This window comes from Streptomyces sp. NPDC012510, assembly GCF_042955065.1.
In the GTDB taxonomy this organism is placed as follows: Bacteria; Actinomycetota; Actinomycetes; order Streptomycetales; family Streptomycetaceae; genus Streptomyces.
Genome location: NZ_JBIBEN010000030.1, coordinates 75,851 through 100,204, shown reverse-complemented (window position 1 = coordinate 100,204; position 24,354 = coordinate 75,851). Strand labels below are relative to the sequence as shown.

The window sequence follows — 24,354 nt, the reverse complement described above, 5'->3', positions numbered from 1 at the left end:
GGGGGGCTCCGCGCGGGACGGTTCGGAGGGCCGGGGTGCGTCGGGCGTGTGCGGGCCCGGTGGGGCTTCTCGCGCAGTTCCCCGCGCCCCTGAAAAACCGGGGCTCCGCCCCTGCTTTTTCACCGGCCCGCAGAAGCGGTCGCCTCCGCCTCGCAGAGCCGTCAGCTTTCAAACCCACCACACGACCGCCCCTCACCCCCACCACACCACCACCTGCCAACCCACCACACCGCCACCCGCCATAACCACCAGACCGCCGTCTCTCAGCCCCACCACACCGCCACCTGCCAAACCCACCGTCACCGCGCCGCCCCTCACCCCCACCGCACCACCGCCTCACCCCCCACCGCACCGCCGCCTCACAGCCCCACCGTCACCGCCGCCTTCCAGATCCACCAGACCGTGGTCTCTCAGCCCGCAGGCCAGGTCCCTCAGGCCCGCAGGGCCTGGTCTTTCAGGGGCGCGGGGAACTGCGCGGGAAGCCCCACCGGGCCCGCGCCCGCCGACGAGACCGCGGCCCCGCCCCATGAGGCGCCCGCACTCCCACCCACGGCCATACGAGCGGTAACCGCACTACCCCCCGCCTTCTCGGGGCACTATGACGAGGTGACCGGCGCCGAGCGGAGCGAAGCGCGCGGATCGGGTCGGGTGACCGGCGCCGTCCGCTCGGTGGGCCGCGCCCTGCACCTCCCGGTGACGGGCCCGGCACGAGGCATCCGCAAGGCAACCCACGCCCACGGCGCCGGCGAGTCCGGGCTCGGCAAACTCATCGAACTGCACGGCGTGAACGGCGCCGGCGACGTGATGATCACCATCTCCCTCGCCTCCACCGTCTTCTTCTCCGTCCCCACGGACGAGGCCCGCGGCCGAGTCGCCCTCTACCTCGCCATCACCCTCGCCCCGTTCGCCCTCCTCGCCCCCGTCGTCGGCCCCCTCCTGGACCGCCTCCCGCACGGCCGCCGCGCCGCGATGGCCGGCGCCATGCTGACCCGTGCCCTCCTCGCCCTGCTCCTCGTCGGCGCCGTCGAGACCGGCAGCCTCCAGCTCTACCCCGCCGCCCTCGGCGTGCTGGTCGCGTCGAAGGCGTACGGCGTGGTCCGCAGTGCGGTCGTCCCGCGGCTCCTCCCGCCCCGGTTCTCCCTGGTGAAGGCCAACTCCCGGGTCACCCTCTGCGGTCTGCTCGCCACCGGCGTCGCCGCACCCGTCGGCGCGGGGCTGCAGGCCCTCGGCTCCCAGTGGCCGCTCTACGGCGCCTTCGTGATCTTCGTCGCGGGTACGGTCCTCTCCTTCACGCTCCCCGCGAAGGTCGACTCGGCGAAGGGCGAGGACCGGGCGCTCCTCGCCGCCGACCCCGAGCACCTGCACGGCCCGCACCGCAGCGGCACCCTCAGGCGCCCCGGTCTGCGGACGGTCGGCCCGGCGGTCACCCACGCGCTCGGCGCGAACGCGGCCCTGCGCTGTCTCTCCGGCTTCCTGATCTTCTTCCTGGCGTTCCTACTGCGCGAACACCCGCTGCACGGACAGAGCGCCGCCGTCTCGCTGGGCATGGTGGCCGTGGCGGCCGGTGCGGGGAACGCCCTCGGCACGGCCGTGGGGGCGTGGGTGAAGCAACGCTCGCCGGAACTGATCATCGTGACCGTCGTCGCCGTCGAACTGGCCGTGGCGATCACGGCGGCCCTGTTCTTCGGCACCTTCTTCATCGCCTGCCTCGCCGCGGTCGCCGGCTTCTCCCAGGCCCTGTCCAAGCTGTCCCTGGACGCCCTGATCCAGCGCGACGTGCCCCAACTCGTCTGCACCTCCGCCTTCGCCCGCTCCGAGACCCTGCTGCAGATGTCCTGGGTGGTGGGCGGCGCCCTCGGCATCGCCCTCCCGCTCAACGGCACCCTCGGCCTGACCGTGGCCGCCGCGATCGTCGCCGCCGGCTGGCTCACCACGGTCCGCGGCCTGCTCTCCTCCGCCCGTCACGGCGGCGCGCCGCACGCCCGCGTGGCCTGACCCGGCACGCCGTACCCCACATAGAGGCACCCCTGGACACGCCAGATAGCCTTCGTCCATGACCTCCCAGCCCCTCGGCGGAGCCGCTCGTCGACGCGGCCGTCGCGCCGCAGCCACTCTCGGCGCCGTTTCCGCCGGCCTTCTCGTCCTGTCGGCCTGCGACCAGCCGACGCCGATCGCCACCCTCACCCTCGGCGACGAATCCGTGCACACCGAGGCCGAGTGCCACGACGACCTCAACCAGCAGCGGGTCCAGGAGTGCGTCAAGGAGAAGCCCTCCGAGACGATCGAGCTGCCGCAGGGCGAGATCCTGCGCGTCGGCGTCGACCCCGAGATCGCGGACACGGGCTGGGCCCTGTGGATCGACGGCCGGCCGGCGACCCCCCAGTACAAGAAGACGTACTTCACCTTCCCCAACGCCGGCGACCTGTTCTCCGCCCAGCCGGGGCAGGCCCCCCAGAAGTCCCTGACCATCAGCATCGTCGAACAGAACAAGGAAGGCACGGAGTACAAGGGCGTGTGGAACTTCACGCTCGAGAACCCCGACGCCTGATCCGCGGCCTTCGCCCATGCGCATCCTCGTAGCCACCGCCGTCCCCGCCGAACGGGACGCGGTGGCACGGGCGTTTCCGGGGCCGAGCACCGACGTACGTCTCCCGGCCGTGGCCCTCCACCGCCTCCACGACGGCCACGGTCGTCGCAAGCACGAACACGAACACGACCTTCTCGCCGCCGGTGTGGGCCCTGCCCTAGCCGCTGCCTCCACCGCCGCCGCGCTGACGGCCGCCGCGCTGGAAGGCAGGCCGTACGGACTGGTCGTGTCGGCCGGTATCGCGGGCGGCTTCCTGCCCGAGGCGCCCCTCGGGTCCCTGGTGCTCGCCGACGCGATCACGGCGGCCGATCTGGGCGCCCAGACGCCCGACGGCTTCGTCCCGGTCACCGAGCTGGGCTTCGGCACGGTCACCCACCGCCCGCCGCAGGACCTCGTGAGGGCCGCCGCGACGGCCACCGGCGCCCGCGTCGGCACCGTGCTCACCGTCTCCACGGTCACCGGCAGCGCCGAGCGCGCGACCGCCCTGCGGGCCCGCCACCCCGGTGCCCTGGCCGAGGCGATGGAGGGCTTCGGGGTAGCCGAGGCCGCCGCCGCGCACACCACCCCCGTCCTCGAACTGCGGGCCGTCTCCAACCCCGTGGGCCCCCGCGACCGCGCGGCCTGGCGCATCGGTGACGCGCTGGCCGCGCTCACCGAGGCCTTCGGGAAGCTGACAGCCGTACTGGAGAGTTGGGACCCGCATGAACAGTGAGCCCTTGCGCATCGCGTACTCGCCCTGCCCCAACGACACCTTCGTCTTCGACGCCTGGGCCCACGGCCGCATCCCCGGCGCGCCCCCGCTCGACGTGACGTTCGCGGACATCGACCTCACCAACGGCATGGCCGAACGCGGCGACCTCGACGTGCTGAAGGTGTCGTACGCCGTGCTCCCGTACGTCCTCGACACCTACGCCCTGCTGCCCTGCGGCGGGGCGCTGGGCCGGGGCTGCGGTCCGCTGGTGCTGACGCGGGAGCCGGGCACGGACCTCACCGGCCGTACGGTGGCCGTGCCGAGCGAGCGGTCGACGGCGTACCTCCTCTTCCGCCTCTGGGCGGCGGACACCCTGCCCGGCGAGGTCGGCGAGATCGTCGTCCTGCCGTTCCACGAGATCATGCCGGCCGTGCGGGACGGGAAGGTCGACGCCGGTCTCGTCATCCACGAAGCCCGCTTCACATACCAGGACTACGGTCTGCACAAGCTCGCCGACATGGGCGAGCACTGGGAGGACACCACCGGCCTGCCGATCCCGCTGGGCGCGATCATCGCCAGGCGTTCACTGGGCGCCGGGACGCTCACGGGGCTCGCCGAGACGATCCGCGCGTCCGTCCGCGCGGCCTGGGACGACCCCGAGGCCTCCCGCCCGTACGTCCTCGAACACGCCCAGGAGATGGACCCGGCCGTCGCCGACCAGCACATCGGCCTGTACGTCAACGAGTTCACGGCCGAGCTCGGCGCGGACGGCTACGCGGCGGTCAGGGGCCTGCTCACGCGTGCGGCGGCCGAGGGACTGGTACCGCCCCTCGGCCCGGACGCGCTCGACTTCCCTTGAGGAATCCCGTGGTTGAGGGGGCTACACGTCCAACTGGTCGGCCACGGCGCGCAGAAGACCCGCGATCTTCTTGCCGGCGGCACGGTCGGGATAGCGGCCCCGCTCCAGCATGGGCGTGATGTTCTCCAGCAACGTCGTCAGATCCTGCACGATCGAGGCCAGCTCGTCGGGCTTCTTCCGCTGGGCGGCGGCGACCGAGGGGGCCGGCTCCAAAATCGTCACGGAGAGGGCCTGGTCACCGCGCTGACCGGCGACGACTCCGAACTCGACCTTCTGTCCCGGCTTCAAAGTGTCGACACCGGCGGGCAGTACGGAGGAGTGGACGAAGACATCACCGCCGTCGTCCCGGGAGAGGAAGCCGAAGCCCTTCTCATTGTTGAACCATTTGACCTTGCCAGTCGGCAAAGCACACGCTCCCTCGATCGGTCCCGGACGGGGCCGGACGCCTTTGAACTGCCGTTGACCACCTTACTGGGGCTCTCCCCAGGGACACACAGCCTTAATCCCGCCCGAAAACGAGACTGAGCCGCTGCCCAGTGAAGGCAGGGAACTACCCTGGTCCGGTGCGTGACAAAACCCAACCGAATTCCGCCGAACCCGGTGACCGGCTGATCCGAGTCGGTGCCGTCGTGTTCTTCGTCGGCGCCGTGGCCACACTCGTCACCGTGGCCCCGCTGTTCCTCGGGACGACTCCGTTCCCCACCTACATGTTCATCCTGAGCATGTTCATGGGTGTCGGTTTTCTCCTCGCCGGTGCCGGGGTCCTCCAGTCCGTCGCCGCGGGGCGCAGGAGGGCGCGCGAGGTGCGTTCCTAGAACTGGGGGCCGCGTTCCTGGAACTGGCGGCCGCCTTCCTGGAACTGGCGGCCGCCTTCCTGGAACTGGCGGGCGGTCGTCCGCCGGTGGGTGCTCAGCCACTCCGGGAAGGCGTTCAGGTCGGTGAGGACGACGTCGGCTCCGGCCTCGCGCAACTCCCGCTCGTCGCAGGGCCCGGTGGCGACGGCGACCGAGTACGCCCGCGCCGTGCGGGCTCCGCGTACGTCGCCGGTGTGGTCGCCGACGTACACGCTCGCGCCGTGCTCGCGCAGCGCTTCCGCCTTGGCCTCCGCCCACAGGTCGCCGACGACCGCGTCCGGTTCGATGCCGAGGTGTTCCAGGTGCAGCTCGGCGTTCGGCTCGTACTTGGCGGTGACCACGATCGCCCGGCCACCGGCCGCCCGGACCGCCGCGATCGCCTCCGGCGCGCCCGGCATCGCGGGGGTCGCGGCGATCGCGATCGTCGGGTACATCGCGCGGTACAGGTCCACCATCGCCGGTACGTCCGCCGCCGGGAACCACTGCGCCAACTCGTCCGCCAAGGGCGGGCCCAGCCGGGTGATCGCCAGATCGGCGTCTATGTACGTCCCCGTCCGCGCCGCCAGCGCCTCGTAGCAGGCGTGGATCCCCGGCCGCGAGTCGATCAACGTCATGTCGAGATCGAACCCGACGGTCAGCCCACGAGAAGTCATGCCCCCCATTCTGCCGATCCGCTGGGCTGGGCTCGGCCGGGTGTCGTGGGCGGGGGCGCCAGGGGTGGCCCGTTCGACTGCGACTGGATGGGGGGCGCCTGACGGCTCGGGACGGACTGTATGCAGGCGGCTGCGGGTCGGTGGGGGCTGGTCGCGCCCACGCGGCGGAGCCGCATGTCGACACAGCCCCGCGCCCCTGAGAGCAGGGGCTGCGCCCATGCAGCTCGGCCCACGGGGCCTGATCTTTCAGGGCGCGGGGAACTGCGCGAGCGAGCAAGAGCGGCGCCCCTGGGGGGAGGGACGCGGGAGGGACTGGCAGAGGCGGCGGGGGCGAGGAAAGTGCCCGGAATCCGGCGTCAGCGGGGGCGTTGGGAGCGCCAGAGGAGGTAGAGGGCGGAGAAGAGGGCTGCGAGACGAAGCACCCAGGGCCAGGTCTCCGCGAGCGCCGCGTTCATGTGCCCCTCGGCGATGGGTTCGCCCCAACGCCGCTCACTGCGCCCCCACAGCCACACGATCCCCCCGGCGGCCACGCCCCCCGGAATCCCCATGACCGCCCACTTCGACTCCATGGGCGTCAGCCGCCGCGAAAGGTAGGCGATCAACCACCCCAGCCCCAACGGCACCAGGCTCCCCATGACCGCCCCCACGACCAACAACACGGCGGCCAGCAGCAACAGCGGATTGCTCCACCCCCCACCGGCGGGCCGCAGCCGGGGCAGCGTCACCCGACGCCGCCGAGGAGCGTCCCCCGCGACGGCCGCCGCCGCGGGAACCGCTTCCTTGTCGACCGCCCCCTTCTGCCCCTCCCCCTCCCCCTTCTTGTCCTCCTCCCGCACCGGCGGCGGCTTCAACAGCTCGGGGATCTCCACACCGCCGACGAACCCCGGCACCGCGTCCCCGATCCCGAACCCGAGATCACCACCGCCGGGCCCACCCCCGCCGACCCGCCACCAGTCGGGCTGCTCCTCCCCGTCCCCCAACTCGTGCAGCGGAGCGAGATGCGGCGGAGCGGCCCCGTCCCGCATCACCGGAGGCGGCACCGCGTCCGTGTCCGCCTCACCGGGCCGGGGCCGTGGGACGATCCGCCGCAGGCTCTTGGACAGCCCTGTGGGCCGGCCCTCCTCCTCGCCCGCCCCGGTCACCCGCTGCACCGGCACGGCGGCCCTCGGCTCCGGCACGTCCCCGGGCGCGCCCGCCGCCTCGACGACCTCGTCCGGCGTGCCGAGGCGGGCGATGATGCGGCGCACGGCGGCCGGACTGTCCACCGGCGCCTTCGCCCGCCGCCGGTCGATCTCGTCCCGCAGCCCCGACACGAGCCGCATCCGCGTTCCCGACGGCAACTGCCTCTGCTGAGCCACGTCACCGACACGGCTCAGGTACTCGTAGACGACCTGGTCGCTCTCAATCCCCACGAAGCCCCTCCGGGGTCGGCCGCGCGCATACTCCTCCGACGGTATCGCTTCCCGGCACCCGGAGTTGTTCGGCTCCGGGGCGGCTGGGGCAACCGGGGGCCCACGCCCCATGAGGAGCGCGGGGAACTGCCCGATCAGCCCCCGCCCGACCCGCATCCCGACCCCCGTCCGACCCGCATCCCGACCCCATCCCGACCCCATCCCGACCCCATCCCGACCCTCAGCCGCCCGAACACAGTCCGCCCCGAGCCTCAGGCGCCCCGGTTCGGCGCAGCCCCTCCGCTACCGTTGGCCGGATGAGCACCGAGGAGCACACCCCCACGGCGGCGTCACCCGGAGGCGCCCCCCGTTCGCTGGCGGAAGCGCTGCGGGGCAGGGACGACCGGTCGCTCGCCGCGCTGCTCAGGGCGCGCCCTGACCTCATCACCCCCGTGCCCACGGACCTGACCCAGTTGGCCACCCGGGCCGGCACCCGCGCCTCCGTCGTGCGCGCCCTGGAACGCCTGGACTGCTTCGCCCTGCAGACCGCCCAGGCCCTCGCCGTCGCCCCGGACCCGGCGTCGTACGACGAACTCGCCTCCCTCATGGCCGGCGACCAGGCCGACCCCGCCGTCACCACCGCGCTGCCCCACGCCCTCGGCACGCTCCGCGACCAGGCGCTCGTCTGGGGCCCCGAGTCCCGGCTCCGCCTCGTCCGCACGGCCCGCGAACTCCTCGCCCCCGCCCCCCAGCACCCCTCCGCCACCGGCCTCGGTCCGACCGTCGCGGAAGCCACCTCGGGCATGTCACCGGGGCGGGTGCAGGAGATCGTCGCGGCGACCGGTCTGCCGAGCACCCACGACTCGGTCTCCGCCGTCACCTCGCTCACCGCCCTCTTCACCGACAGACGCCGCATGGCCGCCCTGCTGGCCTCCGCACCCGCCGAGTCCCTCGACGTCCTCACCCGCCTGATCTGGGGCCCGCCGTACGGCCAGGTCACCGCCCACCCCGCGCCCCATCTGCGCTGGCTCCTGGACCGCGGTCTCCTCCTGCCCACCGCCCCCGGCACGGTCGTCATCCCCCGCGAGGTCGCCCTGCATCTGCGCGGGGGCCGCGCGCACCGGGAGGTCCAATCCGTACCGCCGCCGCTCGAGGCCTCGGCCGCGCACCGCCCCCAGGTGGTGGACGCGACCGCGGCCGGCCAGGCGTACACCGCGCTGGCGACGGTGGAGGAGCTGCTGAAGGACTGGGACGAGGGCGGCCCGGCCGTCCTGCGGGCGGGCGGGCTCAGCGTGCGGGACCTGAAACGGACGGCCGTCGCGCTCGACCTGCCCGAACCGACCGCCGCCTTCTGGGTCGAACTCGCCTACGCCGCCGGGCTGCTGGCCTCGGACGGCGAGGCCGACGAACGGTACGCCGCGACCCCCGCGTACGACGAGTGGCTGGAGCTGCCCGCCGCCGAGCGCTGGGCGCGGCTCGCCACGGCCTGGCTGACGGCGACCCGTACGGCGGGCGTGATCGGTGAACGGGACGCCAAGGACCGTACGTTGTCGGCGCTGGGGCCGGGCCTGGACCGTTCGGCCGCGCCCGAGGTACGCCACCGGGTGCTCACCCTGCTCGCCGGTCTCCCCGAGGGCACCTCGGCCACCCCTGACTCCGTACTGGCCCGCCTCCACTGGGAACGCCCCACCCGTGGCGGCCGACAGCCCCAGCAGACGTCACAGCCCCCGTCGCCCCCGCCGTCCGCACAGCCCCGGCTCCCCGGCGACCTGCGCGCCCGTATCGCCCGCTGGACCCTCTCGGAGGCCGAGTCGCTCGGCGTCACCGGTCGCGGCGCCCTGTCCAGCCACGGCCGCGCGCTCCTCGGCCTCCCCCACGAAGCCGCGCCCCCGGCCGGCCTGCCGGAGACGCCCGGCGACAAGCTCCCGGCCCACCACGTCCCCCTGCCGCCCCACCCCACCCCCTCCCCCGATCCCGTCGCCGAGCAGGCCGCCGCCGCCTCACGGGCCGCCCGGCTGCTCGCGCCGCTGCTGCCCGAGCCGCTGGACCACGTCCTGCTGCAGGCGGACCTGACGGCCGTGGCACCCGGTCCGCTGCAGCGGCCCCTGGCCGACATGCTGGGCGTGGTGGCGGACGTGGAGTCGAAGGGTGGCGCGACGGTGTACCGGTTCACACCGGGTTCGGTGCGCCGGGCGCTGGACGCGGGGCAGACCGCCTCCGACCTGCACGACTTCCTGACCGCGCACTCCCGCACCCCGGTGCCGCAGCCGCTGGCGTATCTGATCGACGACGTGGCCCGGCGCCACGGCCATCTGCGGATCGGCGCGGCGTCGGCGTACGTCCGCTGCGACGACGACGCGATGCTCAGCGAGATCCTGGCCGACAAGCGGTCGCAGGGGCTCGGGCTGCGGCGTCTGGCGCCGACCGTCCTCGCCGCCCAGACCGACCCGGCGGCACTGCTCGACGGACTGCGCGCGATGGGGTACGCGCCGGCCGCCGAGTCCGCTGAGGGCGACGTCCTGATCACCCGGGCCCACGCCCGCCGCACGCCACCCCGTACGGCCCCGGAGCCCGTCCCGGACGGCCCTCCCGCTCCGGACGACACCCTGCTGGGCGCCGCGATCCGCGCGATCCGCGCCGGTGACCTCGCCTCCACGGCGCCCCGCAGGACACCCGGCGGCCCGGCCCCGGCCGGTGGCCTGCCCCGCACCGGCTCCGCCGAGACCCTCGCCACCATGCAGGCCGCCGTCCTCACCGGCGAGGCCCTGTGGATCGGCTACGTCAACGCCGAGGGCTCCGCCAGCCAGCGTGTCATCGCCCCCGTCCGCGTCGAGGGGGGCTTCGTGACCGCGTACGACCACACGGCGGACGAGGTACGCACCTACCCGCTCCACCGGATCACGGGCGTCGCGGAACTGGCGGACGACGCGACCTGACCGAGTCGACCTGCCCTGACCGAGCCGACTGGACCTGACCGAGTCGACCTGACCTAGTTGATCAAGCGGACTCCCCCCTCTCACCCGTTCGGGCGTATGCCGGAGTTCATGCAGGCCACCCGGTGGTTTCCCTCCGACGAGCGGTCGCGCCGGGGCGCGCGCATCGTGGGGTGGGCGGTGGGGCAGCCACCCTGTGTCCGATCGAGATCGACCACTGCGCTCGAAAGGCCCCTCCTACGCATGCGCCCCATCGCCACGCTCCTGTCCGCTGTCGCCGCCGTCGCCGCCGTCGCCGCCGTCGTCCTGGTCGGTGCGCTCGCCTCTCCGGCCTCGGCGGCGAACCCGCTGCCCCTGCCCGAACTCAGCACGCTGGTGGGCGAAGGACTGAGCGTGGAGGGGCCGTTGATCCAGAACGTCAGCCTGCTGAAGTAGCGCTCCGCAGCCGGTAGCTGTCCCCTTCGAGACGGACGATCTCGGCGTGGTGCGCGAGGCGGTCGACCATCGCCGGGGCGGCCCCGCCGAAGATCTCCTCCCAGCGCCCGAGCGGGCGGTCGCTGGTCACGATCAGCGAGGCCCGCTCATAGCGGTGGGCGACGAGCTGGAAGAAGAGCCGGGCGGTGTCGGCGTCGAAGGGCAGGTAGCCGACCTCGTCGACGATCAGCAGGGGGCAGTCGTCGAGCGCGGACAGCTCCTCGGCCAGCTTGCCCTCGGCCCGCGCCCCGGCCAGCCGCGCGGCCCACTCCGTGGCGGTCGCGAACAGCACCCGGTGCCCGGCCTGGCAGGCCCGTACGCCGAGTCCGATCGCCAGATGCGTCTTGCCGGTGCCGGGGGCGCCGACGAACACCACGTTCCGCCCGGTGGCGAGGAAGTCCAGCGTCCCGAGCCGCGCCAGCAGCCGCCGGTCGAAGGAGCGAGGGTGCCCCGGGTCGAACTCCTCCAACAGCTTCCGCGCCGGGAACCCGGCCGCCCCCACCCGTCCCTCGACCTCCGCCTCGGCCGTGTACGGCGCGCGCCGGGCCTCGTACGCCACGAGCCGCGTGCCGCCCCGCGTGGACCGGGTCTCGTAGGCGGACGGGGCGCCCCGGCTCCCGCACGTCTCGAAGTTCTCGTACGACGTCGCCTGGGCCGGGATCGGCAGCGGGGCCCGGACGAGAACGGGGGCGGACGGGCCGGCGTCGGCGTCGGCGGGAGCAGCAGCGGGAGCGGGGGCGACGTGGGGGGAGCCGTGGTTCTTGTCGTCGCGCAGCATCGGCCCCGACATGTACGCCAGGAGCACGGCCGAGGCGATGAAGGCCATGTGGATCACCGTGCCCCACAGCAGCGCGTGGCGCGAGGTGTGGTGGACGTCCACGAACATCTGGAGCAGGTGGACGGAGGAGATGCCCACGATGGCGGTGGCGAGCTTGACCTTGAGGACGTTGGAGTTGACATGCGAGAGCCATTCGGGCTGGTCGCGGTGGCCCTGGAGACCGATGCGGGAGACGAAGGTCTCATAGCCGCCGACGATCGTCATGATCAGCAGATTGGCGATCATGACGACATCGACCAGTTTCAGCACCGCGAGCATGACGTACGTCTCGGTGGCGCTCCCGCTCACGCACTTGACGATTAACGTCCACAGCTCGTTGAAGAACTTGTAGACGTACACCCCCTGCGCGGCGACCAGTCCGAAGTACAGCGGCGCCTGGAGCCAGCGGGTGGCGAACAGGGCGTAGCCGAGCGTGGTGCCCTGCGGAGAGACGGACGGGGTGACCGGATCGGCGAGGTCGGCCGGGGTGGGTGGCTGCACGGTTCGCCATTCTTCGGAACCATTGCCACAAATCTGAATTCCCGCCACTCAGGGGAATGAATAGACATCCAATAGCACTGGTGAGAGGGGGCGGGCCGTACGGCAGACCCGGCGGCCGAGCGGAACGATCAGGCACACTGGACGTTTGGCCGAAGCGCCGCAGAGCCCACGACGACCAGGCGCTGGTCCGGGCCGAATCGAAAGGGTGTCACGCGTGAATGGTCCACTCATCGTCCAGTCGGACAAGACGCTGCTCCTGGAGGTCGACCATGAGCGGGCGGACGAATGCCGTCGGGCCATCGCGCCGTTCGCCGAGCTGGAACGAGCGCCGGAGCACATCCACACCTACCGCGTGACACCGCTCGGTCTGTGGAACGCGCGGGCCGCCGGGCACGACGCCGAGCAGGTCGTGGACGCGCTCGTGCAGTACAGCCGGTACCCGGTACCGCATGCGCTCCTGGTGGACGTGGCCGAGACGATGGACCGCTACGGTCGGCTCACCCTGTCCAAGCACCCGACCCACGGCCTGGTCCTCACCACCACCGACCGGCCGGTGCTGGAGGAGATCCTGCGGTCGAAGAGGATCGCCCCGCTCGTCGGCGCGCGCATCGACCCGGACACCGTCGCCGTGCACCCCTCCGAGCGGGGGCAGATCAAGCAGACGCTGCTGAAGCTGGGCTGGCCGGCCGAGGACCTCGCCGGGTACGTGGACGGTGAGGCGCACCCGATCGAGCTGGCCGAGGACGGCTGGGCGCTGCGGCCCTACCAGAAGCAGGCGGTCGAGAACTTCTGGCACGGCGGCAGCGGCGTGGTCGTCCTCCCCTGTGGCGCGGGGAAGACACTGGTCGGCGCCGGTTCCATGGCCCAGGCGAAGTCGACCACCCTCATCCTCGTCACCAACACCGTCTCCGCCCGGCAGTGGAAGCACGAGCTGGTGAAGCGGACGTCGCTGACCGAGGAGGAGATCGGCGAGTACAGCGGGACGAGGAAGGAGATCCGTCCGGTCACCATCGCCACGTACCAGGTGCTGACGACCCGGCGGAAGGGCGTCTACCCGCACCTGGAGCTGTTCGACTCCCGCGACTGGGGCCTCATCGTCTACGACGAGGTGCATCTGCTGCCCGCGCCGGTCTTCAAGTTCACCGCCGATCTGCAGGCGCGACGGCGTCTGGGCCTGACGGCGACCCTCGTCCGGGAGGACGGCCGTGAGTCGGACGTCTTCTCGCTGATCGGGCCCAAGAGGTTCGACGCGCCCTGGAAGGAGATCGAGGCGCAGGGCTACATCGCGCCCGCCGACTGTGTCGAGGTCCGGGTGAACCTGACCGACTCCGAGCGGCTGGCGTACGCCACCGCCGAGCAGGAGGAGAAGTACCGCTTCTGTTCCACCACCGCGACCAAGCGGAAGGTCGCCGAGGCGCTCGTCCGCCGCTTCGCGGGGCAGCAGATCCTCGTCATCGGCCAGTACATCGATCAGCTCGACGAGCTGGGCGCCCACCTGGACGCGCCGGTGATCAAGGGCGAGACCAGCAACGCGCAGCGCGAGAAGCTCTTCGACGCGTTCCGGGAGGGCGAGATCAACGTCCTCGTGGTCTCCAAGGTCGCGAACTTCTCCATCGACCTGCCGGAGGCGACGGTCGCCATCCAGGTCTCCGGTACGTTCGGCTCCCGGCAGGAGGAGGCCCAGCGCCTCGGCCGTGTGCTGCGGCCCAAGGCCGACGGCCATCAGGCGCACTTCTACTCCGTCGTCGCCCGCGACACCATCGACCAGGACTTCGCCGCCCACCGCCAGCGCTTCCTCGCCGAACAGGGCTACGCCTACCGGATCATGGACGCCGACGAACTGCTGACGGAGGGCTGAGCGGCAGGTCGAGCGACAGGTCGAAGCGACAGGTCAAGCGACAGGTGGAGCCAGGCCGTGCCGCCGAGGACCTGGGCCGCCTTGAGTGCGGGCAGCGGAAGCCAGGTCGTCGGGGCGTGAGCGGCCTGTGGCTCGCGCGGGAGTCACGAGGACGGACGTCACGGGCCAGGGTGAGGAGGGCGGGCGTCGCTACCGGCGGCGGACGCCCGCCTCCTCCGCGTACTCACCGAGGACGATCACGTCGAAGGCGGCGCCCGCGAAGACCTTGATGGCACGGAGGGCGTCGGCGAGGCGGTGGCGGTGGTGGTGGTCGTCGAGGCCGGTCGCGCCGGGCGGCGGACCGGGTCGGCCGGAGGCCGAGGCTGGGATGAAGGTCGCTGCACTCATGTATCCATGGTGGAACTCGCGCCGGTGGATTGCGTCGGTCTCCGGACTGAACCCGCTGAGCCCCCGGCTCCACCTCAGGTTCGGCACTCCCGTAATACCCGAGCAGTACGGGCCCCCTAGGGGGCGGTTCGAAAGTCCTGTGCGGTGCCCGCGGTGCACGCGGTGTCCGGTGCGTGCTCTCGGCGTGCCGGACGAAAGTCCTCGTACTTGACTTTCGCAACACCCCTAGGGGTACGCCGGGCGGAGATCCGGGTATACGAGCCCGACTGGGCCAGGGGCCAGGGGCCATGAGCCGGTGGGCGCGGGGGCCCGGGGAAATCCATTGGCCTCCGCCCCAGCACCTCCCCTACACTCTCCGCTCTTGCCCGCCTCCCGTCCGTGGAGCGCCGCCGCCCGGACGGAAACCGGCCGGCCAACGCCACTACGCAGATCCCGCCGTCAGGCAGATCCCGCCGTCAGGCAGACCCCTGAGTCCCGTAGGCCACCGGAGGCACCCCCTTGTCCGCGCACCCCACCGACGCGCACCCCACCGACGCGCACGTCGCCGATCCCACCGGCCCCCTCTCCCGTGAGCGGTCCCACCTCTCCGCCTCCCGTTCCGCGCTGCGGGCGATGCGGGAGGACGTGGAGGCACTGGACATCCGGGACGTCACCGCGAACTGGGTGAACGCCGAGGTGCTGGCCCGCCAGATCGACGAGCGGATCAAGGCCCTCGCGGACCTCAGCCACACCCCGCTCTTCTTCGGCCGCCTCGACTACCTCCACGCCCCGGGCGCGGACCGGGCGGAGGGTGCGGAGGGGGAGCGCTTCTACATCGGGCGCCGGCATGTGCACGACGCCGACGGCGACCCGATGGTCATCGACTGGCGTGCCCCCGTCTCCCAGCCCTTCTACCGCGCCTCCCAGGCCGATCCGATGGACGTCGGGCTGCGGCGCCGTTTCGGCTACACCGGCGGCGACCTCACCGCGTACGAGGACGAGCACCTCTCCGACCCCGCCGAGGCGGCGACCACCAGCAAACTGCTCCAACGGGAGATCGAGCGCCCGCGTGTCGGCCCGATGCGGGACATCGTGGCGACGATCCAGCCGGAGCAGGACGAGATCGTCCGGTCCGACCTGTCGGGCTCGCTGTGCGTCCAGGGTGGTCCGGGGACCGGCAAGACTGCCGTCGGCCTCCACCGCGTCGCCTACCTCCTCTACGCCCACCGCGAGCGCCTCTCCCGCACGGGCACCCTCGTCATCGGTCCGAACCGTTCCTTCCTCCACTACATCGAGCAGGTCCTTCCGGCGCTGGGCGAGTTGGAGGTCAAGCAGGCGACGGTCGACGACCTCGTCGCCCACGTCGAGGTCCGGGGCACGGACGACGCGGCGGCCGCCGTCGTCAAGGGCGACGCCCGGATGGCCGAGGTGCTCCGCCGCGCCGTACGGTCGCACGTCACCCTCCCCACGGAACCGGTCGTGGTCGTCCGGGGATCGCGGCGCTGGCGCGTCCCGGCGTACGAACTCGAGGAGATCGTCCGCGAGTTGCTGGACCGGGACATTCGCTACGGGGCCGCGCGCGAGGCCCTGCCGCAGCGGATCGCGCACGCAGTGCTGGTGCAGATGGAACGGTCCGGTGAGGCTCCCGACGACCGGGTGCAGGACGCGGTGGCCCGCAACACCGCCGTGAAGGCGGCGGTGAAGGAGATCTGGCCGCCCGTCGACCCCGCCAAGCTCGTGCTGCGTCTCCTCTCCGACGCGGACTTCCTCGCCGTGCACGCGGACGGGATCCTGACCGGGGACGAGCAGAAGACGATCCTGTGGGCGAAGCCCGCGCGGAGCGTGAAGTCGGCCAGGTGGTCGGCCGCCGACGCCGTGCTGGTCGACGAGACCACCGACCTCGTGCAGCGCACCCACTCCCTCGGGCACGTCGTCCTCGACGAGGCGCAGGACCTGTCCCCCATGCAGTACCGGGCGGTCGGGCGCCGCTGCACCACGGGCTCCGCGACCGTGCTCGGCGACCTCGCGCAGGGCACGACCCCGTGGGCGACCCGGAGTTGGGAGGAGGCCCTGACCCATCTGGGGAAGGCCGAGGCCCATGTGGAGGAGCTGACCGCCGGTTTCCGCGTGCCGACCGACGTCATCACGTACGCCTCCCGGCTCCTCCCTCACATCGCGCCCGGTCTTACCCCGGTCGCGTCGGTCCGGGAGAACCCGGGCCTCTTCGAGGTACGGCCGAGCACCGGCGAATCCCAAGTGGTCGCCGCGTGCGTGGAGTTGCTTCGCAACGAAGGTTCGATCGGGCTCATCGCCGCCGACGCCCGCGTGCCCGCGCTCGCCGAGGCCCTCACGGCGGCCGGTATCGGCTGTCTCGCGCCGGGCGAGGAGACGACGTACGAGACCCGCCTCACCCTCGTACCGGCGTCGCTCGCCAAGGGCCTCGAGTACGACTACGTGGTGCTCGACGAGCCGCAGGCGGTCGTCGACGGCGAACCGGACGAACGGACCGGCCTGCGCCGCCTGTACGTGGCGCTCACCCGAGCGGTCTCCGGCCTGATCGTCACCCACGCGGCTCCCCTGCCGCCGCAGCTGGCCTGACCAGGACCTGGGTCCCGAGGCCGCGTGCCGCCCGAAAGGCCGCGAACACCCCCTAGCCCACCTCGGTCTGCCATCTCGCCTCGTCGTCCGGGGTGTGCGGGCTGGCGAAGTGGAAGGGGACCGAGAGGTGGGTGGCGAGGGCTCGGCCGCAGTGGTCGGCGGCTGCCGCCGAGGGGTGGAGCCCGTCTCCGTCCGCCTCCTCGCCGAGGTACCGCTCGGCCGCCCCCCAATAGATGGCGGCCAGGCGGTGTTCCCCGGGCGGGTCGGCCGTGAGGGCCAGCAGTTCGACGAACCAGCCGTGGACCGTGTCGCCGTCCCAGACCGCCTCGATCGCGGTGACGCGGCCGGGGCTGCCGGCGGCGAGGGCGGCCAGCGATTCCGTGTCGAGAGGGCTGTCGGGGGTGCGGGCGACGCGGTCGCCGTGGTGGAGGTAGCGGTCGTTGACGACGCTCTGGGCGTCGTGGAGGCTCAGGCCCAGCGCGCGACCAGCCGTGAAGACGACACGGACCGCCGGCATGAGGGCGTCCTGGAGGACGTATCCGTCCACCTGTTCACGGATACCGGCGGGCAACCGCTCCCACCACTCGGACGCCTCGGACGTGTTCATGCCGCCGAATGTAGACGCTACGCGGAACCCGTACGTGATCGGCCCCCGGCGACCGAGGTCACCGGGGGCCGATCGGGCGCGGGTGCGCCTTACTTGAACTTGTTGCTGGTCGCCAGGTAGACCTGCTTGGCGTTCTTGCCGAGGCGCGGCCCGGTGATGAACGAGGAGCGGTCGCTCAGGGAGTTGTTGGAGACCAGGTAGGTGCGGCCCTTGTGGCTCATGAACCAGGGGCCGCCGGAGGCGCCGCCGTTCATGGTGCAGCCGACCATGTACTGGGCCGGGTAGTCGCTCGGGTAGCTGTAGCCGAGGACGAAGCGCTTGGTGGCGCCCTGGCAGTGGTACATCTTCGAGCCGTCGTACCGGGCCTCGGCCGGGTAGCCGCGGACCTTCATGTTCTTGACCTTGTTGGCGGCGGGGGCGTTGAACCACACCGGCAGTGCCGAACCGAGGCGCTCCTCCAGGGACTTGGAGCCCTTCTCCGGCTTCACATGGAGGACGGCGTAGTCGTACGCGGCGGCCACGGTGCCCTGGCTGGCGGCACCCCCCTTGATCCAGGTGCCGGAGGTGGTGGCCCAGTCGGCCCAGGCGATGCCGTACGGGGAGACGTTCTTCGCGCGGAAGTTGCCCGACGCCTGGCTGATGTTCAGCTTGCCCGTGTTGTTGAAGGACGGGACGAAGGCGATGTTGCGGTACCAGCCGCCGCCCTTGCCCGCGTGCACGCAGTGCCCGGCGGTCCAGACGAGGTTGGACTTGCCGGGGTGGGCCGGATCCTTCACGACCGCGGCGGAGCAGACGCTCGAACCCTGGGGCGTGGTGAAGAAGAGCTTGCCGACCGGGGCGGCGTTCTTGTGGTAGGTCGCCTTGACCTTGGTGGCCGTCTGCTTCCTGACCTTGCCGTCGGGCATCCAGGCCTGGGTGGTCTTGCCGGAGCCCTTGGCCGTGTTGCCCGCCTCGGCGATGTTCGGCAGGTCCGCCATCCGCTCCTCGGCCTCGGCGACGCGCTCCGGCGTCCAGAAGTTCTCGATGTACGGGTTGGCGAAGTCCTCGGCCTTCGACGCCCAGTCGCCGAAGTCCTGCCAGCCACCGTTCTTCCACTTCTGCAGAGCGTCACCGGTGAGGTCGGTGGGCACGCCCTCGGGCAGCTTGAAGCCGCCGACGGTCGTGTCACCTCCGCTCTCGTTCTCGCCGGTGTCGATGTTGTCGCCCGCGTCCGCCTGGGCTGTCGTCGAGGACGAGGCCTGGGCCCCGCCTTCGTCGGTCTTGCTGCAGGCGGTGGTAGTGACCATGACCGCGGCGATCACGGCGGCTGCGGCCGTGAGGCCACGGCGGCGTATGAATGGCATGGAGCCCGTCCCCGTGTGTCTGAAACTTGTCATGCCCCCGTTTGGCTGGGGCGGAGACAACTATGCACGTGGGCCAGGGCTTGATGATCTCCGAGGCGCCTCTCGGGGCCACTTCGCACACAACAACTACGTGGCGGATATCGATCCGTGATGTGACGTCACATCGCGGCGTCTCACCGCCCCTGCCGGATCCGCCCGCCCTGGAAGTCCAACTCACAGGCGTCTCACATTGATTGATTCGTCATCACTCCGACACCTCCCGCCCCTTGTGCATTACCCACGGGTAGGGCGAATCTGACCTGCACATGCCATGCCCATGGCATGCATCCGTGTGCATGCCACCCCTGCGCATGCCCACCCCCTGCGCATGCCGCCCCGCGCCGTGGCCCATCAGGAGGTCGCAGTGAAGACACGTCCCCGCGTCAGCCCCCGCGTCCGCTCCCGCGTCGGCAGATCCGTGCTCACCGTCGGCGGCGCGCTCGCGCTCGTCGTCGGCATCGCGGGCAGCGCGTACGCCGCGCCGCCCGCCGCGCTGCCGGCCAACGCGGAGACCCTGGAGACGACCTGGCAGCCGGCGTACGACTACGACACCGACGGCTGCTACTCCACACCCGCGATCGGCCCCACCGGCACGGTCAACGGCGGCCTCAAGCCGACCGGTTCGCTCAGCGGCGACTGCCGCGACCGGTCCGACCTGGACAACACCAACGGCTACTCGCGCTACAAGTGCAACAACGGCTGGTGCGCGATCATGTACGACCTCTACTTCGAGAAGGACCAGGCGGTCGCCGGCAGCGGCATCGGCGGCCACCGTCATGACTGGGAGCACGTCGTGGTCTGGGTGCAGAACGGCACCGCCCGGTACGTCTCGACATCCGCCCACGGCGGCTTCACCGTGCACGCCGCGTCCTCGGTCCGCTGGGACGGCACCCACCCGAAGATCGTCTACCACAAGGACGGCATCCGGACGCACTGCTTCCGCCTCGCGGGCTCCGGCGACGAGCCGCCGGAGAACCACGAGGGCGCCTGGCAGTACCCGCCGCTCGTCGGCTGGAACGGCTACCCGTCAGGCGTCCGCGACATCCTCGTCTCGTACGACTTCGGCAGCGCCAACTTCGGTCTGAAGGACGGCAGTTTCCAGTCCAACCTCGCGGCGGCGATGCCGTCGGGCATCTCCTTCGACCCGAACGCGTAGGGGAGCGGGGACGGGGCGGGCGCACCGCCGGGCCGAGCCGACCGGGGTCGCCCGCCGCTCTGACACAGCCGAGGGCGACACGGGCGTCGGCGACGCGGGTGACGCGGTGAAGCAGGCGACGGCGACGCGAATGACGCCGGGAAGCAGGCGACGGCGACGCGAGTGACGCCGACGTCCACGCGCGGCCGGCTCGACGGGGATCGGGAAGCGACACCCGACGGGGCCGTCACCCCTACATCGTCCCGAAGCCGGAGCCCGCCGCGCCCACGCGGCCCCGTCTCGATCGACCCCACCCCGGCCGCCCGGCCCGTCTCCCATCGACCCCACCCCGGCCGCCCGGCCCGTCTCGCATCGACCCCACCCCTGGTCGCCCGGCCCGGTACGGTCCGGGGAGTCGCAGCCCACGTGCGCCGTCACCGTCGCGTGGGGCCAGGCCTGCCCGAAGTACCGATCCCGGCGCGTCCGACGTGGGCGTCCAGTGCCGTACGCCATCGCCGTACCGCGTCGGCGTCGACCGGTGCGGCCCAGCCCGCCGGTCGGCCCGCGCCACCGATGTGGAAGGCGTCGACGCGGGCCGCGCGCAGGCGGGGGACGTGGTCGAGGCGGAGGCCACCGCCGATCATGAGGCGCTGGGTGTAGCCGGGGTCGCCACTGCGCGCGGCCTCGGTGAGCAGCACGGGCAGGCCGTCGTCGACGCCTCGTTTCGAGCCCGCCGTGAGATACGTGTCCAGCCCCGGCAGGTCCGCGAGTTGCTTGCGCAGGGCGTCCCGGTCGGCGGCGCGGTCGATCGCCCGGTGGAACGTCCACGGACACCCGTCCAGCTCCGCGACCACCCGCTCCACGGCGTCGAGATCCGCCCCGCCGTCCTCTCCGAGGAACCCGAGCACGAACTCCTCCGCCCCGGCCGCCCGCAGGTCGCACGCCACCCGCACCAACGCGTCCACATCCCCCGCCGCGAACCCGTCGGCCAGCCGCAGCATGACCCGTACGGGGATGTCGACGGCGGTCCGCACCCCCACGAACGTCGCGACCGCCGGGGTGAGCCCGTCGGCCTCCATGTCCGTGACCAGCTCCAGCCGGTCGGCACCTCCGGCCTGGGCTGCGACGGCGTCTTCTGCGCCGAGGGCGATCACCTCCAGAAGCGCGCGCGTTGTCATGGGGCCCCTTCCATCGGGCTTCGAATGACGACAACAGGTCTAGTCCAATTTACCAACACCCCGGACCACCGGGCACGGACATCACCGTTCACGCACGCGCGACCACTCCCCGCCCCTCCTCCTGATGCGCCGCGCCGCGTCAAGTGCGGTCGTGGGAAGGGGGTTGTGCAGCTGTCACCCAGGGCGCGTGGGCGCGTCTTCGAGCGAGGCGCCACCGGATCACCACCGGATCACTACCGGATCGCCACCGGATCACCGCCGGGTCACCGTCCAGAGCCGATGGGTGAATCGGCAGCGAAGCATTCCCAGCTCCAGTAGATTCCGTCCAGCGCGAAGCTGAAGACGGGCCGGGGGAACCATGTCTCTGATCAAGCGAATGTCCACCGCCCGCGCGCTGCACCGGGCCATCTCCCACGCATCGGCGCTCTACGACGGCCGGCAGTACGCCCGGGCGTCCGAAGTCGCCGGGGAGGCGGCGGAGCTGGCGAGTTCCGTCGGTCGCGCCAACCGAGCCGCGTTCGCCTGGACGTTGCAGGCCAAGGCCTACCAGGCGCTACGAGATCCACGGTGGCGTGAGCCGCTGGACCGCGCGCTGAGCGAGATACCGCGTATCGGCACGGAGGAGCGTGCGGTGATCGCGTGGGAAACCCGCACGGTGGAGGCCATGGGCCTGATTTCCGAGCAACGGGTGGACGAGGCCGCCCGGGCGTACTCCGACGCCATCGAGGCGGTGACCGAACTCGTCAGCGGTATCGGAGGTTTCTTCGCGGATCAGGCGTACCACCGCATCGACCAGACCCGGCTCAACCTGGCGATCCTCGAACACTGGCGAGGCGACGTCAGCAAGGCCCTGGGGATGTGCGCCGGCGTGATCGAGTCCTCGCGGCGCCGCAAGGACCACCCTGTCCTGCTGGGCGCCCTCGTCGCCCGAGCGTCCATCCAACTGCTCCTCGAGGAGTACGAGGACGCCGCCGACTGCCTGGAAGCGTTCTTCCACTACTTTCCACAGACGGACTTCAGCGGCACTCATCCCATCGCGATCATGACGCTGGTACTGCGGGCAGCGACCGAATACGCCAAGGGCCAGGCACTCGCCGGAGCGGTGGACGACGCGATCGACAACCTTGAGCAGGTTTGTGAGCAGGCCGAGAGGGTTCCGGAGGCCGCGTCCGCCAGGGCGGAGACCCTCGCCATGCTGGGACGTGCCCACCTGGTGTCGGGGCGCGCCGAACGCGCCGCCGAATGCGCCCGGGCCGCGGCGGAACTGGCGTCCGCCGATCCCGTGATCACATCGGACGCCCAGGCGGTCCTGGCCACCGCCCTCCTGTCGTCCGGACGGTTCGAGCATGCCCGGCAGGCGGTACGGGCCGGGCTGGACGGCATCCGGGAAGTGGACGCACCGCTGGCACGACTGGAGCTTCTGGCACTCGACGCGGAGATCTCTTCCGCTCTCGGCCGGCATGACGAAGCCGTGGAGTTGATCCGGGAAGCAGTCGGTCATCTCGTCCTCGCCAGCGGACGGACCGGTACGACGGGCCACCGACAGCGTCTGCTGTCCGCTCAGGCGAACTATCACCAGCGTTTCCTCGACATCGCGGTGACCGCGGCCGAACACGGGGCCCCACATGCCGGGTTGGCAGCGTTGGAAGCCTCCGAGGCCGCGCGCGAGGACACGCTCGCCGCGCTGCTGAGACAGACCTCCCGTACGCTCGACCCGCGACTCGCCGAGCTCCTGGGTCAGATCGACCGGTTGCGCGTTCTCTGCGTCGAGCGACCGAGGTCGTCCACCGAGGAGACCGCGCGGTTCGGGCCGCCCCTGGCCTACTGGGAGAAGCGCCTCGAGGAACTGCGGGGCGAGTTGGGCCATCTGGTGTCCGACGAGTTCTCCCGTCTCTACATCCCGGTCACGCTGGACGCGGAGACCCTCATCACGGCTTCGGGCGATGCGGCGATCCTGTCGGTCACCGCCACCGACGATGACTCGGAGGGACTGTCCGGAGTCGTCACCTGGTCGATTCCCGGGTGCGCTCCCGGTGTTCGCCGCTTCGGGCTTTCCGTCAAGGAGACCCGGATCCTGCACTCGGTCATGTCCAACGACCGGAGGTTCCGCTCGCGCTGGGGCGAGGTCGCCGACGGCGTGGCCGCACAGCTCATGCCCGCGCCGTTGCGGGACTGGCTTCTGCGGAGCACCTCGGTCCGCGAGCTGGTCGTGGTCGCCGACAACACCCTGCGCGCGCTGCCCGTGGCAGCGCTTCCACTGTCGGACGACACCGTCGTGGCCGACCGCGCGGCGGTGAACCGACTGCCCCTGCTCCGTCTGCTCCTGCACGCAAGGACGGCTCCCGCTCCGCGCGCCCCGGACGCGAGAACCCGCGTGGTCGCATACTGCAACCCGGAACTGCCGGGAAGCATGCAGGAGTTGCGGGCTCTCAGCGATCTCGCCACCGCCGGAGCAGTGGATCTCACCTTGATCGACCGGGCGGAGGAACTGGCACCGGCCCTGAGACGAACCTCGCCCGACGTCCTCGTACTCTCCACCCACGGCAGCGGAGAAGGGCTGGCATACGAGTTCCAGTTCGTCGGCGGGCGCTCCCTGGCCTGCGCGGACCTGCTCGGGCTCCCCCTTCCACCGTTCTTCGTCGCCGCGGCCTGCAGTTCCGGTTCCGACGCGGGCGCCGACCCGACCGGGCTGATCGCCACCGCCCTGGCGACCGGCTGCTCCGCCCTGGCGGCCGGGGCATGGGCTCTTCCCGACCGGTCGACAGCGGAGATCCTCAAGGCGATGTACGGCGCCATCGCCCCGTCCGGCCGATTCACCAGGCGCATCAACGACGCCGTGAAATCCGTGTACCGGACACTCCCGCGGGAGAACCCGGTCGAATGGGCCGGACTGATGGTCACCGAGCTGCCCGAACCCAAGCGGACGGCAGACGAAGCAGACGAAGCAGACGAAAGGGATTGACGACGTGAGCATGCTCGAGGTCAGGACCGAGACCCCGGTCACCGAGGCCGACCGTACGGCGCTTCGTTCCCTGTTCGCCGACCTCGGCCTCGACGCCGAGGTGGCGGTGGACGGGGAGGAGCGCAGAGACCTGTCGTCATGGACCCTGTGCATCGGCATTCCGTTGGCCTATCTGCTGACCAAGTTCGTGGACGGATATGTGTCGAAGCTCGGCGAACTGGCGGCCGAGGCCAGCGTCGAGCCGGCCACCGCCGCCGGCAGGCGCCTGCACGGGTGGCTCCAACGGCTACGCGCCACACGCACCGACCGCGACATCACGCTGGTCGTGGAGGATCCCGAGACGGATGTGACGGTGGAGATCCCCACCGCGCTTCCGCCGGAGGCGTGTGCGGCACTGTGGCAGGTCGACCCGACCCGTGACGGCGGAGAATCCCGCTACCTGACTTGGACGTCCGACAACGGCTGGACCGCCCCCTTCTGAAGCTCGTCCAGCTCGTCCAGGTCTTCC

General features: G+C 71.8%; 20 protein-coding genes. 12 read left to right on the top strand and 8 right to left on the bottom strand.

Annotation, left to right across the window (positions count from 1 at the left end):
• Positions 1 to 606: 606 nt before the first annotated feature.
• From ACFY9I_RS37815 to ACFY9I_RS37800, 4 genes are read left to right on the top strand one after another with little or no spacing between them, the layout of a single operon-like run.
• Complete coding sequence (locus ACFY9I_RS37815; RefSeq protein ID WP_391010636.1) at positions 607 to 1,995, top strand: MFS transporter; 1,389 nt, start codon at positions 607 to 609, stop codon at positions 1,993 to 1,995.
• Positions 1,996 to 2,053: 58 nt separating this feature from the next.
• Positions 2,054 to 2,548 carry a hypothetical protein gene (locus tag ACFY9I_RS37810; protein ID WP_391010633.1) on the top strand — a complete coding sequence of 165 codons (495 nt, stop codon included), beginning with the start codon at positions 2,054 to 2,056 and terminating at the stop codon, positions 2,546 to 2,548.
• 16 nt (positions 2,549 to 2,564) lie between these two features.
• Entirely contained in the window at positions 2,565 to 3,299 is a 735-nt protein-coding gene (locus ACFY9I_RS37805; RefSeq protein ID WP_391010630.1) for a futalosine hydrolase, read from the top strand.
• Positions 3,289 to 4,137, top strand: a complete 849-nt coding sequence (locus ACFY9I_RS37800; RefSeq protein WP_391010627.1) for an MqnA/MqnD/SBP family protein — start codon at positions 3,289 to 3,291, stop codon at positions 4,135 to 4,137. Before ACFY9I_RS37805 ends, ACFY9I_RS37800 begins: the two co-directional genes overlap by 11 nt.
• A gap of 21 nt (positions 4,138 to 4,158) precedes the next feature.
• On the opposite strand, the gene ACFY9I_RS37795 is transcribed toward ACFY9I_RS37800, so the two are convergent.
• Positions 4,159 to 4,542 (bottom strand): cold shock domain-containing protein, encoded by a 384-nt coding sequence (locus ACFY9I_RS37795; RefSeq protein ID WP_391010624.1) that lies wholly within the window; start codon positions 4,540 to 4,542, stop codon positions 4,159 to 4,161.
• A 158-nt stretch (positions 4,543 to 4,700) separates the two neighbouring features.
• Between ACFY9I_RS37795 and ACFY9I_RS37790 the strand changes: the two genes are divergently transcribed.
• Positions 4,701 to 4,952, top strand: coding sequence for a hypothetical protein (locus ACFY9I_RS37790; protein ID WP_391010621.1), 252 nt, complete (start codon positions 4,701 to 4,703; stop codon positions 4,950 to 4,952).
• On the opposite strand, the gene ACFY9I_RS37785 is transcribed toward ACFY9I_RS37790, so the two are convergent.
• Together ACFY9I_RS37785 and ACFY9I_RS37780 are read right to left on the bottom strand one after the other, a co-directional pair.
• Positions 4,949 to 5,653, bottom strand: a complete 705-nt coding sequence (locus ACFY9I_RS37785; RefSeq protein WP_391010618.1) for a haloacid dehalogenase-like hydrolase — start codon at positions 5,651 to 5,653, stop codon at positions 4,949 to 4,951. The two genes, ACFY9I_RS37790 and ACFY9I_RS37785, sit on opposite strands and share 4 nt — an antisense overlap.
• 347 nt (positions 5,654 to 6,000) lie before the next feature.
• Positions 6,001 to 7,056 carry a hypothetical protein gene (locus ACFY9I_RS37780; RefSeq protein WP_391010615.1) on the bottom strand — a complete coding sequence of 352 codons (1,056 nt, stop codon included), beginning with the start codon at positions 7,054 to 7,056 and terminating at the stop codon, positions 6,001 to 6,003.
• Between the two features lie 296 nt (positions 7,057 to 7,352).
• On the opposite strand from ACFY9I_RS37780, the gene ACFY9I_RS37775 reads away from it, so the two are divergent.
• A complete protein-coding gene (locus tag ACFY9I_RS37775) occupies positions 7,353 to 9,971 on the top strand; it encodes a helicase-associated domain-containing protein (protein WP_391010612.1) in 2,619 nt (872 codons plus the stop codon).
• A 240-nt stretch (positions 9,972 to 10,211) separates the two neighbouring features.
• Positions 10,212 to 10,403 carry a hypothetical protein gene (locus ACFY9I_RS37770; RefSeq protein ID WP_391010609.1) on the top strand — a complete coding sequence of 64 codons (192 nt, stop codon included), beginning with the start codon at positions 10,212 to 10,214 and terminating at the stop codon, positions 10,401 to 10,403.
• On the opposite strand, the gene istB is transcribed toward ACFY9I_RS37770, so the two are convergent.
• Positions 10,387 to 11,760: an IS21-like element helper ATPase IstB gene (istB, locus tag ACFY9I_RS37765; protein WP_391010606.1), complete on the bottom strand. Its 1,374-nt coding sequence runs from the start codon at positions 11,758 to 11,760 to the stop codon at positions 10,387 to 10,389. The genes ACFY9I_RS37770 and istB overlap by 17 nt on opposite strands.
• 214 nt (positions 11,761 to 11,974) lie before the next feature.
• Between istB and ACFY9I_RS37760 the strand changes: the two genes are divergently transcribed.
• On the top strand, positions 11,975 to 13,618 hold the full coding sequence (locus ACFY9I_RS37760) for a DNA repair helicase XPB (protein WP_391010603.1): 1,644 nt from the start codon (positions 11,975 to 11,977) through the stop codon (positions 13,616 to 13,618).
• 189 nt (positions 13,619 to 13,807) lie between these two features.
• Here the strand turns inward: ACFY9I_RS37760 and ACFY9I_RS37755 are convergent, their stop codons facing one another.
• Entirely contained in the window at positions 13,808 to 14,005 is a 198-nt protein-coding gene (locus ACFY9I_RS37755) for a hypothetical protein (RefSeq protein ID WP_391010600.1), read from the bottom strand.
• A gap of 612 nt (positions 14,006 to 14,617) precedes the next feature.
• On the opposite strand from ACFY9I_RS37755, the gene ACFY9I_RS37750 reads away from it, so the two are divergent.
• Positions 14,618 to 16,582 (top strand): ATP-binding domain-containing protein, encoded by a 1,965-nt coding sequence (locus ACFY9I_RS37750; RefSeq protein WP_391010654.1) that lies wholly within the window; start codon positions 14,618 to 14,620, stop codon positions 16,580 to 16,582.
• Between the two features lie 52 nt (positions 16,583 to 16,634).
• On the opposite strand, the gene ACFY9I_RS37745 is transcribed toward ACFY9I_RS37750, so the two are convergent.
• Positions 16,635 to 17,189 (bottom strand): hypothetical protein, encoded by a 555-nt coding sequence (locus ACFY9I_RS37745; RefSeq protein ID WP_391010597.1) that lies wholly within the window; start codon positions 17,187 to 17,189, stop codon positions 16,635 to 16,637.
• Positions 17,190 to 17,278: 89 nt separating this feature from the next.
• Positions 17,279 to 18,532, bottom strand: coding sequence for a trypsin-like serine peptidase (locus ACFY9I_RS37740; protein ID WP_391010594.1), 1,254 nt, complete (start codon positions 18,530 to 18,532; stop codon positions 17,279 to 17,281).
• Between the two features lie 403 nt (positions 18,533 to 18,935).
• On the opposite strand from ACFY9I_RS37740, the gene ACFY9I_RS37735 reads away from it, so the two are divergent.
• Positions 18,936 to 19,727 carry an NPP1 family protein gene (locus tag ACFY9I_RS37735; protein ID WP_391010591.1) on the top strand — a complete coding sequence of 264 codons (792 nt, stop codon included), beginning with the start codon at positions 18,936 to 18,938 and terminating at the stop codon, positions 19,725 to 19,727.
• Between the two features lie 413 nt (positions 19,728 to 20,140).
• Here the strand turns inward: ACFY9I_RS37735 and ACFY9I_RS37730 are convergent, their stop codons facing one another.
• Positions 20,141 to 20,884, bottom strand: coding sequence for a copper homeostasis protein CutC (locus tag ACFY9I_RS37730; RefSeq protein ID WP_391010588.1), 744 nt, complete (start codon positions 20,882 to 20,884; stop codon positions 20,141 to 20,143).
• 376 nt (positions 20,885 to 21,260) lie between these two features.
• Here ACFY9I_RS37730 and ACFY9I_RS37725 point away from each other — a divergent pair, with 376 nt between their 5' ends.
• A complete protein-coding gene (locus tag ACFY9I_RS37725) occupies positions 21,261 to 23,846 on the top strand; it encodes a CHAT domain-containing protein (RefSeq protein WP_391010585.1) in 2,586 nt (861 codons plus the stop codon).
• Positions 23,847 to 23,850: 4 nt separating this feature from the next.
• Positions 23,851 to 24,327: a hypothetical protein gene (locus ACFY9I_RS37720; protein WP_391010582.1), complete on the top strand. Its 477-nt coding sequence runs from the start codon at positions 23,851 to 23,853 to the stop codon at positions 24,325 to 24,327.
• The last annotated feature ends 27 nt before the right edge of the window (positions 24,328 to 24,354 follow it).

Bases quoted from the DNA above. Each gene is read 5' to 3' on its own strand.
- ACFY9I_RS37750 (WP_391010654.1), top strand. From the start codon at position 14,618: ATGCGGGAGGACGTGGAGGCACTGGACATCCGGGACGTCACCGCGAAC.
- ACFY9I_RS37775 (WP_391010612.1), top strand. From the start codon at position 7,353: ATGAGCACCGAGGAGCACACCCCCACGGCGGCGTCACCCGGAGGCGCC.
- ACFY9I_RS37740 (WP_391010594.1), bottom strand. From the start codon at position 18,532: ATGCCATTCATACGCCGCCGTGGCCTCACGGCCGCAGCCGCCGTGATC.
- ACFY9I_RS37785 (WP_391010618.1), bottom strand. From the start codon at position 5,653: ATGGGGGGCATGACTTCTCGTGGGCTGACCGTCGGGTTCGATCTCGAC.
- ACFY9I_RS37730 (WP_391010588.1), bottom strand. From the start codon at position 20,884: ATGACAACGCGCGCGCTTCTGGAGGTGATCGCCCTCGGCGCAGAAGAC.
- ACFY9I_RS37810 (WP_391010633.1), top strand. From the start codon at position 2,054: ATGACCTCCCAGCCCCTCGGCGGAGCCGCTCGTCGACGCGGCCGTCGC.
- ACFY9I_RS37805 (WP_391010630.1), top strand. From the start codon at position 2,565: ATGCGCATCCTCGTAGCCACCGCCGTCCCCGCCGAACGGGACGCGGTG.
- ACFY9I_RS37745 (WP_391010597.1), bottom strand. From the start codon at position 17,189: ATGAACACGTCCGAGGCGTCCGAGTGGTGGGAGCGGTTGCCCGCCGGT.
- ACFY9I_RS37800 (WP_391010627.1), top strand. From the start codon at position 3,289: ATGAACAGTGAGCCCTTGCGCATCGCGTACTCGCCCTGCCCCAACGAC.
- ACFY9I_RS37755 (WP_391010600.1), bottom strand. From the start codon at position 14,005: ATGAGTGCAGCGACCTTCATCCCAGCCTCGGCCTCCGGCCGACCCGGT.
- ACFY9I_RS37725 (WP_391010585.1), top strand. From the start codon at position 21,261: ATGTCCACCGCCCGCGCGCTGCACCGGGCCATCTCCCACGCATCGGCG.
- ACFY9I_RS37770 (WP_391010609.1), top strand. From the start codon at position 10,212: ATGCGCCCCATCGCCACGCTCCTGTCCGCTGTCGCCGCCGTCGCCGCC.